Source organism: Bradyrhizobium sp. Ken01, assembly GCF_055807355.1.
This window is the reverse complement of record NZ_JBVVPC010000012.1, coordinates 64297-81693: the sequence shown is the minus strand read 5'-3', so window position 1 is coordinate 81693 and position 17397 is coordinate 64297. Positions and strand designations below refer to the sequence as shown.

The window sequence follows — 17397 nt, the reverse complement described above, 5'->3', positions numbered from 1 at the left end:
TGCGATACGGAGAGGCCGGACGTGACTGAGCAGCTAAACCGACCGGCCTCCGACCACATTGACATCGCCGACGCCAAGCGCCGGATCAAGGCGATCTTCATCGGCTCGATCGGCAATCTCGTCGAGTGGTACGACTTCTACGCCTATACCGCGTTTGCGCTCTATTTCGCTCCCGCCTTCTTTCCCGGCAACGACCCCGTCGTCCAGCAATTGAATGTCGCCGTCGTATTCGCGGCGACCTTCCTGATGCGGCCGCTGGGCGGCTGGCTGTTCGGCTATATCGCCGATCATTACGGGCGGCGCATCTCGCTGACGCTGTCGGTCGTCTTCATGTGCTTCGGCTCGCTGATCATCGCGTTGACGCCGACCTACGCCACGATCGGCTTCGCCGCGCCGGTGATCCTGGCGCTCGCCCGCGTCATCGAAGGCTTGAGTCTCGGCGGCGAATACGGCGCCAGCGCCACCTACCTCAGCGAGGTCGCCGACCCCAAGCACCGCGGCTTCTATTCGAGTTTCCAATACGTCACCCTGATCGGCGGCCAGCTCACCGCGATCATCGTGCTGCTGCTTCTGCAAAAGATCTTCCTCACGCCGGAGGAATTGAGAGCCTGGGGCTGGCGCATCCCGTTTGCGATCGGTGCGGCGCTCGCGATCTTTGCCGCGGTGATGCGGCGCGGCTTGCACGAGACCGAGGCCTTCGAAGAAGCCAAGAAGGTGGTGAAGCCGACCGGCTCGCTCACCAATTTGCTGCGCTATCCCCGCGAGTTGCTCCTGGTGGTCGGCCTGACCGCGGGCGGCACTGCGGCGTTCTACACCTTCACCACCTACATGCAGACCTTCGTCAAGCTTTCGGTGGGGTTGACCGAGGACCAGACCACTTTCGTGATCTTCGGCACGCTGATCTTCGCGACCATCCTGCAGCCGATCTATGGCGCCATCTCCGACAAGATCGGCCGCAAGCCGCTGCTGATCTTCTTCGGCGCCGCCGGCACGCTCGCAACCGTGCCCCTGCTGATGACGCTGAAGGAGACCAAGTCGCCCTTCATCGCGTTCATCCTGATCTGCTGCGCCTGGCTGTTCGTCGCCGGATACACCTCGATCAACGCCGTAGTGAAGGCCGAGCTGTTCCCGACCAATGTCCGCGCCCTCGGCGTCGGCCTGCCCTATGCGATCACCGTCTCGCTGTTCGGCGGCACGGCGCCGGCGATCGCGCTCTATTTCAAGAGCATCGGGCATGAGGCGTGGTTCTACTACTATCTCGCCGGTATCATCTGCCTGTCACTGATCATCTATTCCACCATGCGCGACACCAAGCACGCCTCTGCGATGCACCGCCACGAGTAGCCGATGGCCGAAGACAACGAGCCGCCCGACAGCAAGCTGACGCGCACCAAGGAAAAATGGGCGCGTGAAGGCCGCTTTTTGACCGGCAAGATCACGCGCCCGGAAGATCAGCGCCTGCCGCCCGGCCAGCATCTGACAAAAGATTGGCCGGTGCTCGATCTGGGCGTCGTGCCGCCGATTTCGCGCGAGCGCTGGCGGCTCGACGTCTACGGCGCGATCGAGACCCCCGTGTTCTGGACCTTTGCAGAGTTCGCCGCCCAGAAGCAGGCGCGGTTCACCTCCGACATCCACTGCGTCACCACATGGTCGCGCTACGACAATGAGTGGGAGGGGCTCGCCACGCGCGAGCTGCTCGCAGCCTGCCAGCCGCGCCAGGACGCGCGCTTCGTCGTGCTGCATTCCCATGACGGCTACACCACTAACCTCGCGCTGGACGACTTTGCCGCCGATGACGCATTGCTCGCCCATAGCTGGTCCGGTGAGCCATTGTCGGCCGAACATGGCGGCCCGGTGCGGCTGGTCGTGCCGCATCTGTATTTCTGGAAGAGCGCCAAATGGGTTCAGTCGATCGAATTCCTGACCGAGGACGCGCCGGGCTTCTGGGAAGTCCGCGGCTATCATAACCGCGGCGATCCCTGGGCAGAGCAGCGCTATTCGGGCGATTAGATTCAAAGCAAGGACGGGGGGAAGCCCATGCCGACAGAGCGCTTTCAATTCATCGGCGAAGGCGGCCATCAACTTTCGGCCGCGCTGGAGCTACCCGACGGCGAGCCCGCGGCCTTCGCGCTGTTCGCGCATTGCTTCACCTGCGGCAAGGACACGCTGGCCGCCAAACGCATCTCGGTCGCGCTCGCCGCCAAGGGCATCGCGGTGCTTCGCTTCGACTTCACCGGGCTCGGCTCGAGTGAAGGGGATTTTGCCAATTCGACGTTTTCCTCAAACGTGGCCGATCTCGTGCGCGCGGCCGATCATCTGCGTAGCGTCCGCAAGGTGCCATCTATCTTGATCGGTCACAGCCTCGGCGGCGCCGCGATCCTTGCGGCAGCAGGACAAATCCCGGAAGCCAAGGCGGTTGTGACCATTGCGGCACCGTCCGATCCCGCCCACGTCACCGGCCTGTTCAAAGAGCATCTCGACGACATTCGCACGCAAGGTGAGGTCGAAGTCTCGCTTGCAGGACGCCCGTTCCGGATCAAGCGCGAATTCCTCGACGACATCGCCGAGCACGAACTGATGAAAGACGTCACCGGCCTGCACAAGGCGCTGTTGGTGATGCATTCTCCGGTCGACGATACCGTCGGTATCGAGAATGCGACGAAGCTCTTCGTCTCCGCCCGGCATCCCAAGAGCTTCGTCTCGCTCGATCATGCCGATCATCTCCTGACCGGGCCGGCCGACGCGCTCTATGCAGCCGACGTGATCGCGGCCTGGGCAAGCCGGTACATCGACACAGCCAAACCCGCGAAGGCAATGGATCTCCCCGAGGCGCCGCGCCGGGTCGTGGTGCAGGAGACCCGCAAGAGCAAGTTCAACCAGACCATCTCCGTCGGTCCGCATCAGCTCATCGCGGACGAGCCGGTCGCCGCCGGCGGCGAGGATGCCGGCCCAGGTCCCTACGATCTCCTGCTCGCTGGCCTCGGGGCCTGTACCTCGATGACTATGCGTCTCTATGCCGACCGCAAGTCGCTGCCGCTCGATCGTGTCACCGTCTCGCTGAAGCATTCCAAGATCTATGCAAAAGACTGCATGGAGTGCGAGACGCGCGAGGGCATGCTCGACCAAATCGAGCGCGACATCGCGATGGACGGCGCGCTCGATCCCGAGCAGCGCAAGAAACTGATGGAGATCGCCGACAAGTGCCCGGTGCACCGGACGCTGACCTCGGAAATCCGCATCGTGACGAGGGCTGTGGCCTAGGACGCTGGCGCTAGAAGCACGACGCCATCGTTCGCAATGCCGCGGTGATCTCGCCCTCGCGCCAGGCCGCGAAGCCGAGCAACAGACCGTGATCGCGCGGCCTGCCAACTGCCAAGCCGGACAGGGCACGCGTTTCAACGCCCGCTTCGACCAGCCGCTTGACCGCCGCGTGATCGGCGCGACCGCGCTTGAGGCGCGCGACGAGCTGAATGCCGCCCGGGGGCACTTCGGCCGCGAGCACGTCGCCTAAATGGCGCTCCAATCCCTGCACGAGGTGATCGCGGCGGGCGTGATAGATCCGACGCACCCGGCGCAGATGCGCCAGGAAATGCCCGTCGGCAATGAACTCGGCCAGCGCTTCCTGGACGTGGCTCGGGGCGATCAGCCCGATGTGCCGCTGTGCGATCTCCAAGGTGTTGACCAGGGACGGCGGAACGACGAGGTAACCGAGCCGGATGTCCGAGGTCATGGCCTTGGAGAACGTGCCGACATAGAACACGCGGCCATGGGCATCGAGTCCCTGCAAGGCCGGCACCGGCCGGCTGTCATAGTGGAATTCGCCGTCGTAATCGTCCTCCACGATCCAGGTCTTGCCGCGCCTGCTCAGGCCAAGAAATTCCGTGCGGCGCGAGAGCGACATCAGGCGACCGGTCGGGTGTTGGTGCGACGGCGTCATGAAGATCAATGTCGGGGTCGCCATCCCCGGAATCCGCTGCATGCCCTGCTCGTCCAACCTGATCCCGGTCACGCGCGCACCGGAGGCGCGGAAGGCGGCTGCGGCGCCGGGGTAGCCGGGATCCTCGACCCAGACGTCGTCGCCGGGCGTGATGAGGGCAGCCGCAATCAAGGTCAGCGCCGCCTGTGCGCTCGGCAGAATCAGGATCTGATCCGCCGTCGCGCGCACACCCCTGCTGGCCGCGAGATAGTGTGCCAGCGCCTCGCGCAGGCGCGTCCGGTTGACCGGTCCAAGCTCGCGCTTGGCCGCGCGCACGGCGCTGCGGCGCAGGCAGCGCGCCCAGACCTCGTTTGGAAACTCCCTGAAATCGCCGTGCCCGGGACGCAAGGGTCTCAGTCGCGCCTGATAAGACATCGGCCAGTCGGTTTGCGTGAGGCTCGAGGCCCAGGGCGAAAGCCGCGGCTTGCCAGGGCGCATGCGAGATGCGACGGCACCCGCCTCTGCGACGCGCTCGCCGCCGTCGACTGTGACCATCGGACGGCGGCCGTGCGAGGCTTCGAGATATCCCTCGGCGGCGAGCTGCTCGAACGCATAGCTGACGGTGTTGCGCGAGACGCCGAGATCGCTCGCAAGCCGGCGGCTCGACGGCAGCGTGCGGCCTTTGCCGAGGCGGCCCGTCGCGATCAAGCTTCGGAGCTGGCTCGTCAGCTGAGCCACCAGTCCGTTGTCGTCGGCCCGGTTCAGGTCGATCAGGGCGGAAATCATGCTGTCCGGAACTGGCACCTTAATCCTTTCCGATCTGGCACTTTTTCAGGTGCCAAACGGGATGCTATTCGCCTGATAGAACTGCTTCAAGGATTTCCGATGAACTCCCTCTCACCCCGCGCGGCCGTCGGCCTGTTCCTCATCGTCGTGCTGGCCTGGGGCGTGAACTGGTCGGTGACGAAGCAGCTCGTCCAGTTCCTCCCGCCCCTGTGGACGTCGGCAATCCGGAGCTGGATCGCGCTGGCCGGATTGTTCGCGATCCTCGGACTGAGCAACAATCTGGTGATCCCGGAGCGGCGCGACATTCCGGTAATCCTCAGCGTCGCACTGCTGCACATGACGGTGTTCTCGGTGCTGGTTGCGACTGGTGTGCGCTTCCTGCCCGCAAGCAAGGCCATCGTGCTGGGCTACACCACGCCGCTCTGGGTCGCGATCGCCGCGCCGCTGCTCGGGAAGGACACGCTGACCGCGCCAAAGCTGGCCGGCGCCTTGCTCGGGCTGATCGGCCTTGCCGTGATCCTGAATCCGGCATCGATCGACTGGACCAACACCAACGTCGTGCTCGGCGCAGGCATGATCATCCTGGCCGCGATTTCATGGGCCGCAAACATCATCTATATCCGCGCGCATCGCTGGATCGCGTCCCCGCTCCAGCTTTTGATCTGGCAGGTGCTCGTGGCGACGATCGTGCTGACGGGATCGGCCGCCGTGACGCACGGACTGCCGCACGCGGAATGGTCGTGGAGGCTCGTGCTGCTGTTCCTGTATTCCGGCTTGATCGGGACGGCGCTGGCCTATTGGGCGATGTCGATGGTCAACAAGAGCATCTCGGCGCTGACGACGTCGCTCGGCACCACCGGGACGCCGCTCGTCGGTATAGCCACAGCCGCGATCCTGCTGGGTGAACCCATCGACATGAGCCTTGTCATCGCAGCCGCGCTGATCGTCACGGGCATCGGCCTCGCGACGCTGGGCGACCGGTTGCTCCGCCGTCAGGCTACGGCCAGCGGCTGAACACGCAGGCTTCCGCGCAGGCCAGCTGTCGTGCCCAGCAGGATGCCGGTGACCGCGACGAACGAGCCCAGCGCCAGCGTCGACACGCCGGTGAGCCCTTGCCCGATCGAACAGCCGAACGCCATCACGCCGCCGATGCCCATCAGCGCAGCGCCGCCGGCCGATCGCAGCATGTGACGTGGCGAGGAATAGCCTTCGAGATGGAAGCGGCCCGTGGCAAGGGCGGTGACCAGACTGCCGGCGAAGACGCCGGCAACTGTCGCGATGCCGAAGTTCAGCGTCAGACCGGTCGAGAGCATGGCATATTGCAGGCTGTCCGCGATCGGCGCGATGAACGTGAGCGAGGTCACAGGGACGGGGTTGAAATCATCCGCGCCGAGATAGCCGGTGACGAACCAGCCGCCCGCGACGAGGAGACCGACGATGACACCGGCCGCAATCTGGCCGGGCGAACGCCGGAACGCCGGGTGCGCGAAAGCAAACAGGATCAGCACAACGACGATGACAGCAGCGGCCATCGCGCGCGAAACCGCTTCAGCCGGACCGAACACGGCCAACAATGACGGCAGCGAATTCACGTTGACCGTGGTTTGCGAGGCCTGGACCAGCGCGATGCGCGCCGGCGCGATCAGGCCCTTGAGCGTCATCTGCGCGGCGATGGCGAGCACGACCACCACGACGAAGGAGCGGAGATTGCCGCGACCGAGCAGCACCAGCGCGCGCGAACCGCAGCCGTTCGACAGCACCATGCCGTATCCGAACAGAAGCCCGCCGAGAAACAGTACTGGCACCGAAAAGGACTGTTGCAGGTAGATCGATTTGCCGAGATCAACCATGCCGTTGCCGGCGAGGAATTGGCTCGCTGCCGTCGCGACCGCGATCGCCAGCGCATAGGTGCGTACCAGCCGCCCATCCCCCTCCGACAGCCAGCCGCGCATGCTGCTCATCAGGCAGAAGCCGCTGAGCAGGCCGACGGCGCCGTAAACCAGGCCAATGACGAGGCCGGCGAGGACGACGAGCTGGGTGGACGATTCCATGATCAAGGCTTCAGGATCACACGATCCCGCGACGAGCCGGCAACGGCGACATAGGCCTCCTTCGCGCGTTCGAGCGGATAGACGGCGTTCGCCTTGATCGGGAACGGTTTCAGGTGCCCGCTCGCGAAGCCCGGGCCGAGCTCACGCAGCACAGCGCCTGTCGCGATCGACGACAGGCCGAGCGTGTCGATGCCGACATAGGTATGTTGCCCGCGATAGAATTCGAGAATGTTGAACTGCACGATGCGGTCGATCGCGGCGATCAGGATCTGGCGACCGCGAAGCGCGAGCGACTTGTGCGCCGCCTGGAAATAGGGATCGCCGACCGTGTTGAAGACGATGTCGGCGCCTCTACCATCGGTCAACTCGCGCACGCGTGTGGCGACGTCGGTCGCGGAAGCGTCGATCACCTCGATGGAGGCGTTGGTGTGGCCCTCATAAGCTTCCGCCTTGCGCACCACGCCGATGACACGCGCGCCCTGCCATGTCGCGATCTGCACCGCTGCTTGACCGACCTTGCCGTTGACGCCGAACACCAGCACCGTTTCCCCGGGCTTTGGAATGCCGGCGCGGCGAAAACCCTCCATTGCGGTGACAAAGGGCACCCCGATGCCGGCGGCCTCCTCCCAGGACACGGTCTTGGGCTTATCGACCACCGCGTCGGATTCAACGACGAGATGGCTGGCGTGAGTGCCGTCGCGACGGATGCCGAGATCGCCGGAGGAGCCGAACACCTCGCGGCCGATGGTACCGGCCGGCCCCTCGATCACCACGCCGGCGTAATCTCGACCCGGCGTGCGTGGGAAGACGGCATACGGCATCAGCCCGGTCGCGGCCTTGACGTCCGAGGGATTGACGGCGGCGGCCCTGACCTCGATCAGGAGATCGCTAGGGCCGCGAGCGAGCGTCTGACGCTCAACCACCGGCGCAATCGCAGCCGCATTCTCGGCCTTCGCGTTGAGGCGCACACAGCGCGCGTCGATGGCTTTGGGATCGGCTGTTGACATGGAAAAACCCGCGATTTCTCGCGGGCCTTGTCGCCTCTGCGGACGATCAAGTCAATCCGTCAAGTCAATCCTTGGGCCGCTTGTCGTAGAGGCGCTTGGCCTTGCCGAGCGAGCGTTCCAGCGTCGCCGGCGCAACAACCCGCACGTTGGAGCTGATCCCGATCGAGTTCTTGATATGGGTTGAGATCCGATCGGCATGGTCGAGGAGACCCCGGCCATCCCAGCTCTCGGGCCGCGCCTCGGCAATGATGGTCAGTTCGTCCATGCGGCCTTCGCGGGTGAGTTCCAGGACGAAATGCCCGCCGCACCAATCGGTCGCGAGCAGAACCTCCTCGATCTGGGTCGGGAACAGATTGACACCGCGCAGGATGATCATGTCGTCCGAGCGCCCCGTCACCTTCTCCATCCGCCGCATGCCGGGCCGCGCCGTGCCCGGCAGAAGCCGCGTCAGGTCGCGGGTGCGATAGCGGATCACCGGAAAGGCTTCCTTGGTGAGCGAAGTAAACACCAGTTCGCCCTTCTCCCCGTCGGGCAGCACCGCACCGGTCTCGGGGTCGATGACTTCAGGATAGAAATGATCCTCCCAGATGTGCAGGCCGTCCTTGGTCTCGATACACTCCTGCGCAACGCCGGGCCCGATCACCTCGGATAGGCCGTAAATGTCGGTCGCGTCCATGTCGAAGGCTTCTTCGATCTCGCCGCGCATCGCATTGGTCCAGGGCTCGGCACCGAAGATGCCGACCTTGAGCGAGCATTGACGCGGATCGAGCTTCTGGCGCTTGAACTCGTCGAGGATCGCCAGCATGTAGCTCGGCGTCACCGTGATGATGTCGGGCCGGAAGTCGTTGATGAGCTGCACCTGCCGCTCTGTCATCCCGCCGGAGATCGGCACCACGGTGCAGCCGAGCTTTTCGGCGCCGTAGTGCACCCCTAACCCGCCGGTGAAGAGACCGTAGCCATAGGCATTGTGGATGATCATGCCGGTGCGACCGCCGGCGGCGCGGATCGAGCGCGCCATCACGTCCGACCATGTGTCGATGTCGCGTTGCGTATAGCCCACCACGATCGGCTTGCCCGTCGTGCCGGAGGACGCATGCACGCGCACCAGCTTTTCACGGGGCACGGCAAACATGTTGAAAGGATAATTGTCGCGCAAGTCGGTCTTCACCGTGAACGGAAATTTCGCAAGGTCCGAGAGCTCTCGAAAGGCGGACGGGTGCACGCCGGCCGCGTCGAAGGCGTTGCGATAATGCGCGACGTTGTCGTAGGCGTGCTTCAGCGACCAGGCCAGCCGCTCCGTCTGGAGCGCCTGGATCTCGTCACGTGACGCGCGCTCGTGCGCGTCCATTTCGGCGCGGTAGGTGTTCCCACCTTCCTTGAGCCTCGTCAGAGCCATCCTCGTTTCCCCACATGAGTTCGTTCTTCTTTATTGGTCTTGCGCGGGCAGCCACGTGCCAGGAATCACACGTGAATGCCCGCGAAATTCGGCGATGACTGTATCGCCGGCGGTGACGCGCACGTCATAGATGCCGGAGCGCCCGCCGCGCGTGACCTCGCGCGCCTTTGCGACGAGGCGATCGCCGAGCTTGCCCGGCTTGATGAAGGTGATCTGGCCCTGCGCCGCTACGACGCGATCGTTGTGCGAGTTGCATGCGAAAGCGAAGGCCGAATCGGCCAGCGTGAAGATGAAGCCGCCATGGGCAATGCGCTGGCCGTTGACCATGTCCGGCCGTACAGTCATAGCCAGCGTGGCATAGCCCGGCCCGACCTCGACGATCTCCATGCCGAGTCCTTTGGAGGCATCGTCCTCCGCCCACATCGCATCGGCGCAGGCGCGGGCAACATCCTCGGGCGACAAGGTGGCTTTGACGTTCACGCGCTCCTCCCGTCCGATTGTTTGGACACGATGTTCTGCTGCCTGGCTAAGACTGTCAAACTTGGTCGTAATCGACCACGACCCGCTCCGACGATGGCTTGGCCTGACAGGTCAGGACAAAGCCGGCCTTCAGCTCCCAGGGTTCCAGCGAGTAGTTGATGTCCATCGGCGCCTCACCCTCCACCAGTTTTGCACGGCAGGTCGAGCACATGCCGCCCTTGCAAGCGAAGGGCAGATCGACACCGGCGCGTAGCGCGGCATCGAGGATCGCCTCGTCCTCGGCAACCGGCACGTCGCGGCGCTTGCCGTCGATGATCAGCGACGCGATCGCTTTCGGCGGCGCGTCCGGGGCAACCATCTTTTTCGGCCGCGGCTTGCCGCCGAACTCGGAGACAAACCGCTCGACATGGATGCGCTCTTCCGCGATGCCTAGTCCTCGGCAAGTCGCCTCGATCTCTTCGCTCATGCCGAGGGGGCCGCAGATGAAGACGTGATCGATGCTCGCGGCCGGCACCAGCGAACGCAGCAGCACCCTCACCTTGTTGCCGTCGAGCCGGCCGTGCAGGATCGGAATGTCCTGTTCCTCGCCCGAGATGACGTGGAAGATCGAGAGGCGGTCGATGAAGCGATCCTTGAGCTCTTCGAGCGCCTCGAGGAACATGATGTTGTCGGTCGTGCGATTGCCGTAGAACAGGAAGAATTGGCTGTCCGGCTCGCGCGCAAGCGTGCCCTTGACGATCGACAGGATCGGCGTGATGCCGGAGCCTGCGGCAAAGCCGACATGGATGCGGCCGGCGCTGGCCGGCGGGATCACGCCGAAGCGTCCCGTGGGCGTCATCACGTCCAGCGCGTCGCCGCACTTCAGATCGTCCGCCGCCCAGCTCGAAAACGCGCCGCCGTCCACCTTCTTCACGGCGATGCGGATCTCGCCGTCCTCAGGACCGGAGCAGATCGAATAGGAGCGGCGCACTTCCTCGCCATCCAGCACGGTGCGGAGCGTGAGGTATTGGCCGGGCGTGAAGGCGTAGTCGGTCGCAAGCTCCGCCGGGATGGCGAATGTCAGCGATATGGCGTCCGACGCCTCGCGGCGGAGGTCGTTGACGGCCAGGCGATGGAAACGTGGTGCGGCTGCTGACATGATCAATGACATTTGAAATAATCAAAGGGTTCGCGGCAGGCCCTGCAGCGCCAGAGCGCCTTGCAGGAGGTGGAGCCGAATTCGGACAGCAGCTCGGTATTCGCCGAGCCGCATTGCGGGCACGCAACGGCTTGCTCGCCGAACAGTGCGCGGCGTGAATTCGAAGCTTGCGGCGGCGCGATTCCGTAGGCGTGAAGCTTCCGCCTGCCCTCCTCGCTCATCCAGTCGGTGGTCCAGGCCGGCGACAGTACGGTGCGGACCTTTGGACTGCGGAAACCCGCGCGCTCCAGCGCGACCTCGATTTCCAGCGCGATCATGTTCATGGCCGGGCAGCCCGAATAGGTCGGGGTGATCGCGACCTCGACGTGATCACCATCGAGGACAACATCACGCAGCACGCCGAGATCGGCGATGGTCACAACCGGAATTTCGGGATCGACCACGCTCGCCGCGGCATCCCAGGCCCGTTGGCGCAGTTCGCTATGGGGCTCCAGCACCATCACCATGTCTGCCCCGGGAAGGTGCGCTGTACCGACTGCAGCTCGGACAGAAGATGGCCAAGATGTTCGCTGTGCCGGCCCACGCGGCCGCCCTGCTGCATCCAGTCGTTCTGCGGCAGTTTGAGCGTGGCTTCGCCGATCACGTCCGAGAGTGTCGTCAGCCAGGGACCTCGCAAGGTCCCTGGGTCTACGGCGATACCGGCATGGATCAAGGCGCGCTCGCCGTCGTGGACGGCAAACATCTCACCGGTGAACGCCCAGAGATGATCGATCGCGGCCTGCGCGCGGGCATGGCTCTCGTCGGTGCCGTCGCCCAGCCGGATGATCCACTCCGAGGCATGGCGAAGGTGATAGGCGCTCTCCTTCTCCGACTTGGCGGCAATGGCCGCAAGCGCAGCGTCGCGCGAAGTCATCATCGCCCGCCAGTAGAGATCAGCGAAGGCGGAGTAGAAAAACTGCCGCACCAGTGTCTGGGCGAAATCGCCATTGGGCTGCTCGACCAGCAGCAGATTGCGGTACTGCCTGACGTCGCGCAGGTAGGCGAGCTTGTCCTCGTCGTTGTCTTTGCCTTCGGCCTTGGCGGCGTAAGAGTAGAGCTCGCGGGCCTGGCCGATGAGGTCGAGCGCGATGTTGGAGAGCGCCATGTCCTCTTCCAGCATCGGCGCATGTCCGCACCATTCCGAGAGCCGGTGGCCGAGGATCAGCGCATCGTCGGCGCGGCGCAATGCGTAAAGCACTAGCGGCGTTTCGGAGACCTGGATGTTCGCGACGGGCATCACATGTGCCCCACTTCCTCGGGCACCTCGTAAAACGTCGGGTGCCGGTAGATCTTCGATTCCGCCGGCTCGAACATCATGCCCTTCTCGGCGGGATCGCTTGCGGTGATCGCCGTCGACGGCACGACCCAGATCGAAAGGCCCTCACCGCGACGCGTGTAGATATCGCGGGCGGCCTGCAAGGCCATCGTGGCGTCGCTCGCATGCAGCGAGCCGACATGCTTGTGCGCAAGCCCGTTGCGGCTGCGAATGAAGACTTCCCACAGCGGCGTGTTCGGCGTGGCCATCGTGATCTCCCTACTCTGCCGCTTGTGCAGTTCGACGCTGCGCGCGCTTGGCGGCATAGCTAGCTGCCGCCTCGCGTACCCAGGCGCCCTCGTCGTGCGCCTTGCGGCGCGCAGCCATTCGGTCACGGTTGCACGGGCCGTTGCCGGCGAGCACCTGCTTGAACTCGGTCCAGTCGATCTCGCTGTAACGCCAGTGCCCGTCCGCACCCTGAATCATGCCGGGATCGGGAATGGTGAGGCCGAGATATTGCGCCTGCGGCACGGTGGCGTCGACGAACTTCTGCCGCAGCTCGTCATTGGAGAAGCGCTTGATCTTCCATTTCGTCGAGATGTCGCTGTGCTGGCTGGTGGCATCGGGCGGGCCGAACATCATCAGCACCGGCCACCACCACCTGTTCAAGGCATCCTGCGCCATCGCCTTCTGCTCGTCGGAGCCGCGGCACAGCGTCAGCATGATCTCGTAGCCCTGGCGCTGGTGGAACGACTCCTCCTTGCAGACGCGGATCATCGCGCGCGCATAAGGACCGTAAGAGCAGCGGCACAGCGGGATCTGGTTCATGATCGCGGCGCCGTCGACCAGCCAGCCGATGGTGCCGATGTCGGCCCAGGTCAGCGTCGGATAGTTGAAGATCGAGGAATATTTTGCCTTGCCCGCGAGCATGGCGTCGACCAGCTCTTCGCGCGACGTGCCGAGCGTCTCGGCCGCGGCATAGAGGTAAAGCCCATGGCCGCACTCGTCCTGCACCTTGGCGAGCAGCGCGGCCTTGCGGCGCAAGCTTGGCGCGCGCGTGATCCAGTTGCCTTCGGGCAGCATGCCGACGATTTCGGAATGAGCGTGCTGGGAGATCTGCCGGGTCAGCGTCTTGCGATAGGCCGCCGGCATCCAGTCGTTCGGCTCGATGCGCTCCTCGGCATCGATGCGCGTCTGGAACTGCGCCGCCTTGGCCGCATCCTCGAGGCCGCGATCATCGGTCTCGGCCGTGTTCAGCGCCTGGGTATACATGCGCATCCTCCCATTTTATTGAGAGGCAATATATAACAAGAATTATCTCATGCAAGATATTTCTGTAACATAACGATCAAGCTTGGAATCTCCGTTCCAAGAGTCTTCGCGCCGGCGGCAATGACCCCTTTTCATTAGTTCCATGACCATCAAGCCATTGTTCCGACGGGACAAGCAGCGCGCGATAGATGTCGCCGCACAACGCACGGGCGGCCTTGCCCGGCCAGTTCGCCGGAAGCAGAGTTTCGGGCAGCAGCGGATCGCGCAACACGACCCGGCGGTAATGGTGGATCAAGAGGATCCGCGCCGTGAAGGCGTCGGCCTCGGACAAGTCCGTGCCGCGCGCGATCGCGGCGCGCAGCGGCTCGAACGTCTTCATAAACTTGAGATAGGCGTCCGCAGTGCGATCCAGCGGCCAGCTCGCACTGAGTAGCCGGCGGCCGCTGTCATCCTCGGCCGAGACTTCCAGACGGATGGCGCCCGCGGCCTCATCCGGCACTGGCACACCTGACGGGGCCACCCACACGCCCGGCAGCGGGCTGCCGAAGCCCGCATTGCGGAGCGCCTCGCGCGAGGCATCGCGATCCTCACCATTGCCGATCAGAAGCAGCTCGAAGCGTCCGGTCCAGTCGGATGGCGGCGGATCGTAGATATGGCGTGTCGCGGCCTCGAAGATCTGGCGGCCCTTGTCGGCCAAGCGGTAAAAACTATTGCGGCCGAGCTTTTCGCGCGACAGCCAGCCATCGGCGGCAAGTCGCGACATCGCGGTACGCACCACGCCGCTGTCGATGTCCAGGCTCTCGAAGAATTCCAGCAGCGTGCCGAGCCATACCGAGCCGCCACGCGGCACGATGGCGTCGCCGAAGACGGTAATGACGATTGAGCCGGTGCGCGAAGGCTCGCGCTTGAGCTGCTCGATGATGCGGGACAACGGATGCGCCATGCGCGAGGCATAGCGCGTTTGGTGCGGGCGCGACAATGGACGGGTGCGACGGTCTTGTTGCTCCCTCTCCCCGCTCTTACGGGGAGAGGCAAAGAACTACCGATGCGGGTCGGGATAGACCACGCTGCGCCAGCCGCTGCGGTCGAAGGGCCGCCAGCTGCCTTCCTTTTGCGCAAGGCGATCAGCCACCGCGAATACCGCGGCGGGATGATGGCCCATGCCGCAATGGCTGCTCTCGATCTCGATGCTCTCGGTCTGCGCGCCCGACTTCTCCATGCAGCCCTGCCAGGCGCAGACGCCGTCGGTGCGGCTGAAGATCGCCGTGGTCGGCACCGGCGGCGGGACGGCGAGATCGCCGCCGAACTGCGGATCGACCTCGTCGGACTTCCGCCCGCTCGCCCATTCATAGACGCGCCAGGCATTGGTCGAATGCGGATCGCCGGCAAAGGGGCTGCCGAGGGTGATCACCTGGCGCACGCGGTCGGGCATCATCTTGGCGAGCTGGCGCGCATAGAGACCGCCGAGACTCCAGCCGACCAGGCTGATCTTGCGGCCATGCCTGTCGCTGAGCTCCTGAACCAGATCCACCATCGCGTACTGCACGCCCTCGCGCAGGCCGTAATTGCGGCCCTGGCGCCAGCCGCTCACCGCATAGCCCTTGCCCGACAGAAACGTCCGCAGCGCGCGCGTGGACCCGTCGGAGGCCACGAGGCCCGGCAGCACCAGCACCGGATGTCCATCGCCGCGCGGCGCAAGGCTGAGCAGCGGCAGCGCGCCGAGGAACGCGCCGAACTCGTGGATCGCTCGCCCTTCCAGGAACATCAGGGTGCGAGACGGCGGGCTCAGCGTCTGGGCAGTAGCGGTCATCAATGGTCCCCTTGGGAGAATTGCTGAAAAGGCCACCGGTTGTTTGCCGGCAAATGGGTATGGGATTCCAACACGCCGGCTTCTTGATCGTTCCGCAACGCAACATGAATCAGCTAGGCAGCGGGTTCCCGACATTCAAGCGGGAGACACACCGGGCCACAATAGGCCGGCGCGCTAATGCTGGCGTCCGTGACGCAAAAGTCACAACAATCGAAGCAGGAATTCTACGGAGTAAAGCGCAAGGCCCGCCAGCCCGCCGATCAGCGAGCCGTTGAAGCGGATGTATTGCAGGTCGCGGCCGATGTTGATTTCGATCAGCGAAATCAGCTGCGCCATGTCCCACGACTTGACCTGGTCGGAGATGAAGGTTGAAACACCGCTCTTCTGGTCCGCGACGAAACTGCGGAGCACCGCGACCAGACCCTTGTTGATCTCGCCGCGAAGCTCGGCATCGCCGGCAAGCGCTTCGCCCGCCGCGACGCACATGCCGGCGAGATGATGCTGCAGCACCTGCGTCTCGCCGCTTGCACTACGCTCGATGAATGACCGCGTGTTGGCCCAGACGGTGCGGGCGAGATCGGCAAGCTCGGGACGCGCGAGCAGATCGCGCTTCAAGCCGTCGATGCGGTCGACATAGGCCTGGTCGGTGCCGAGCCGGTCGACGAAGCTCAGCACCATGCGATCGAACTCGCCGCGGAACGGATGTTTGGGATCGCTGCGCACTTCATTGAAGAACGCGGTGGCGGAGGCCACGATCTTGTTCACCAGAAATTTGTCGGCCCGGTAGAGCCTGAGCAAGGTCGGCAACTCCGCACGCACCTTCTCGCGGATCATCCCCATCGTCTCGGTCTGGTTCAGCGTCTCGTGCATCACGCGCAGGAGATCGTCGAACAGGATCTGGTGGCGTCCCTCCGCGACGAACCCGCGCAACGTGCCGGCCGCGAGCGGCGCCAGATCGATGGCCTGGAGCTGCGAGGACATGCGGCGAAGGATGAAGGTCATCAGGCCCGAGCTTTCCGTCGCAGAGACGGCCTCCGGCAGCAGGCGCAACGCAAAGCGCGCGAGGTCGTCGCTGCGCTTGCGGTCGCGCAGCCAGTCGGCGACGAAGGAGCCGAAATCGATCTCCTTCAGCTTGGCCTCAACGGGAGCAGCCTCGAGGAAATGCACCTGGATGAACTCGCCGAGCTTGTCGGCGATACGGGCCTGGTTGCTCTGGATGATCGCGGTGTGCGGGATCGGCAGACCCAGTGGACGCTTGAACAGCGCCACCACCGCATACCAGTCGGCGAGCCCGCCGATGGTCGCGGCTTCGGCGAAGGCCGCTATGAAACCGAACACGGGATGCACGGGCAGCAGCCATTTCGCGACGACGAACAGGACAAGCGTCGAGCCCAGCACCAGCGTCGCCAGCGCTTTCACGCGGCGAAGCTCGGCTGCGCGTTCGGCGTCGCCTGGGGAATCGAACGAGAAGGTGGCGGGTGGAGTCATGGTAGATACTTAGCGCGTCGATCTCCGCGTGTCCCGGACGCGGTGCAGCGCGGAGCGATGCGCCGCAGAGCCGGGACCCAGCATGGACCCCGGATCAGCAGTGCACCACGCCGCAAACGCGGCGCGCTGCACAGCATCCGGGGAACGCAACAGACAAAAAACAAGGCCCGCCGAAGCGGGCCTCAAATTCAGTTTTACTCAGGGCGTCGTATCAGGCGGTCTTGTTGTAGACCTTGGCAAAATTGTCCTGAGCGGACTTCGCACCGTTAGCGGCGAGCTTGCCGAAATAGTCGGTGGTCGCCTTGGCGCGCGAGACGAACGCTTCGCCGCGGGCGCGGAGCAGGCCGGACTGGATCTCGACAGCTTCGCTGAACGACTTGGCGGACGCGAGCTTGTCGATGCCCGCGAAGAATGCCTCGGCATCCTCGTAGATCGCCTGCTGGATGTTGCGGCTGATCTTGCCGGCTTCGGTGACGGACTCGGTCACCGCGTTCTCGACGGCAGCGGTCACGCGCTCGGAGCCAGCGAACACCTCGGCAGCACGGTCCTTGGCGGTGTTGGCGGACTTCTTGACGAACTCGCGGGCGGCCTCGGGAACTTCCAGGTTCTGGATGTTCTTGAACGCGTCCTTGAAGCCTTCGAAAGCGGTGTTGGTTTCGGTGGTCATTGGGGTCTCTCCATCCTCATTGGGTTGAGCTATGGGCTCACCCCGTCCGGTTTTGGCCCGGGGCATGGCTTATATGGCATAGTTAATTGTGC

Annotated in this window: 18 protein-coding genes; 4 read left to right on the top strand and 14 right to left on the bottom strand. The window is 64.5% G+C overall.

All coding sequences use genetic code 11. From position 1 onward, the window contains the following. Positions 1-21 precede the first annotated feature (21 nt). The 3 genes from AC0L3S_RS14500 to AC0L3S_RS14490 are packed head-to-tail and all read left to right on the top strand — an operon-like array spanning position 22 to position 3261. Positions 22-1344 carry an MFS transporter gene (locus AC0L3S_RS14500; protein ID WP_473279521.1) on the top strand — a complete coding sequence of 441 codons (1323 nt, stop codon included), beginning with the start codon at positions 22-24 and terminating at the stop codon, positions 1342-1344. 3 nt (positions 1345-1347) lie between these two features. Beyond that, positions 1348-2010, top strand: a complete 663-nt coding sequence (locus AC0L3S_RS14495) for a sulfite oxidase-like oxidoreductase (RefSeq protein WP_473264110.1) — start codon at positions 1348-1350, stop codon at positions 2008-2010. Between the two features lie 27 nt (positions 2011-2037). After that, positions 2038-3261, top strand: a complete 1224-nt coding sequence (locus tag AC0L3S_RS14490; protein ID WP_473279520.1) for a bifunctional alpha/beta hydrolase/OsmC family protein — start codon at positions 2038-2040, stop codon at positions 3259-3261. 10 nt (positions 3262-3271) lie between these two features. On the opposite strand, the gene pdxR is transcribed toward AC0L3S_RS14490, so the two are convergent. Then, the gene (pdxR, locus tag AC0L3S_RS14485) at positions 3272-4702 is read right to left on the bottom strand and encodes a MocR-like pyridoxine biosynthesis transcription factor PdxR (RefSeq protein WP_473279574.1); all 1431 of its coding nucleotides are present in this window, start codon (positions 4700-4702) and stop codon (positions 3272-3274) included. Positions 4703-4801: 99 nt separating this feature from the next. Between pdxR and AC0L3S_RS14480 the strand changes: the two genes are divergently transcribed. Next, a complete protein-coding gene (locus tag AC0L3S_RS14480) occupies positions 4802-5716 on the top strand; it encodes a DMT family transporter (protein WP_473279519.1) in 915 nt (304 codons plus the stop codon). Here the strand turns inward: AC0L3S_RS14480 and AC0L3S_RS14475 are convergent. From AC0L3S_RS14475 to AC0L3S_RS14415, 13 genes are all read right to left on the bottom strand, one after another. Beyond that, complete coding sequence (locus tag AC0L3S_RS14475; RefSeq protein WP_473264113.1) at positions 5695-6753, bottom strand: YeeE/YedE family protein; 1059 nt, start codon at positions 6751-6753, stop codon at positions 5695-5697. The genes AC0L3S_RS14480 and AC0L3S_RS14475 overlap by 22 nt on opposite strands. Positions 6754-6755: 2 nt before the next feature. After that, positions 6756-7760, bottom strand: coding sequence for a quinone oxidoreductase family protein (locus AC0L3S_RS14470; RefSeq protein WP_473279518.1), 1005 nt, complete (start codon positions 7758-7760; stop codon positions 6756-6758). A 64-nt stretch (positions 7761-7824) separates the two neighbouring features. Next, positions 7825-9156 (bottom strand): phenylacetate--CoA ligase PaaK, encoded by a 1332-nt coding sequence (paaK, locus tag AC0L3S_RS14465; protein ID WP_473279517.1) that lies wholly within the window; start codon positions 9154-9156, stop codon positions 7825-7827. A 30-nt stretch (positions 9157-9186) separates the two neighbouring features. Continuing rightward, complete coding sequence (paaI, locus tag AC0L3S_RS14460) at positions 9187-9636, bottom strand: hydroxyphenylacetyl-CoA thioesterase PaaI (protein WP_473279516.1); 450 nt, start codon at positions 9634-9636, stop codon at positions 9187-9189. A gap of 55 nt (positions 9637-9691) precedes the next feature. Then, positions 9692-10774 carry a 1,2-phenylacetyl-CoA epoxidase subunit PaaE gene (gene paaE, locus AC0L3S_RS14455; RefSeq protein ID WP_473279515.1) on the bottom strand — a complete coding sequence of 361 codons (1083 nt, stop codon included), beginning with the start codon at positions 10772-10774 and terminating at the stop codon, positions 9692-9694. 2 nt (positions 10775-10776) lie between these two features. Beyond that, positions 10777-11280 (bottom strand): 1,2-phenylacetyl-CoA epoxidase subunit PaaD, encoded by a 504-nt coding sequence (paaD, locus tag AC0L3S_RS14450; RefSeq protein ID WP_473279514.1) that lies wholly within the window; start codon positions 11278-11280, stop codon positions 10777-10779. After that, positions 11274-12050, bottom strand: coding sequence for a 1,2-phenylacetyl-CoA epoxidase subunit PaaC (paaC, locus tag AC0L3S_RS14445; RefSeq protein ID WP_473279513.1), 777 nt, complete (start codon positions 12048-12050; stop codon positions 11274-11276). The genes paaD and paaC overlap by 7 nt, the downstream gene beginning before the upstream one ends. Then, positions 12050-12337 (bottom strand): 1,2-phenylacetyl-CoA epoxidase subunit PaaB, encoded by a 288-nt coding sequence (gene paaB / locus AC0L3S_RS14440; RefSeq protein ID WP_008136594.1) that lies wholly within the window; start codon positions 12335-12337, stop codon positions 12050-12052. Before paaB ends, paaC begins: the two co-directional genes overlap by 1 nt. A 10-nt stretch (positions 12338-12347) precedes the next feature. Continuing rightward, on the bottom strand, positions 12348-13340 hold the full coding sequence (paaA, locus tag AC0L3S_RS14435) for a 1,2-phenylacetyl-CoA epoxidase subunit PaaA (protein ID WP_473279512.1): 993 nt from the start codon (positions 13338-13340) through the stop codon (positions 12348-12350). A 76-nt stretch (positions 13341-13416) separates the two neighbouring features. After that, on the bottom strand, positions 13417-14283 hold the full coding sequence (paaX, locus tag AC0L3S_RS14430; protein ID WP_473264120.1) for a phenylacetic acid degradation operon negative regulatory protein PaaX: 867 nt from the start codon (positions 14281-14283) through the stop codon (positions 13417-13419). Positions 14284-14379: 96 nt separating this feature from the next. Next, positions 14380-15150 carry an esterase/lipase family protein gene (locus tag AC0L3S_RS14425; protein WP_473279511.1) on the bottom strand — a complete coding sequence of 257 codons (771 nt, stop codon included), beginning with the start codon at positions 15148-15150 and terminating at the stop codon, positions 14380-14382. 201 nt (positions 15151-15351) lie between these two features. After that, positions 15352-16638, bottom strand: a complete 1287-nt coding sequence (locus AC0L3S_RS14420) for a DUF445 domain-containing protein (protein ID WP_473279510.1) — start codon at positions 16636-16638, stop codon at positions 15352-15354. A gap of 211 nt (positions 16639-16849) precedes the next feature. Next, entirely contained in the window at positions 16850-17305 is a 456-nt protein-coding gene (locus AC0L3S_RS14415) for a phasin (protein WP_027568907.1), read from the bottom strand. Positions 17306-17397: the final 92 nt, after the last annotated feature.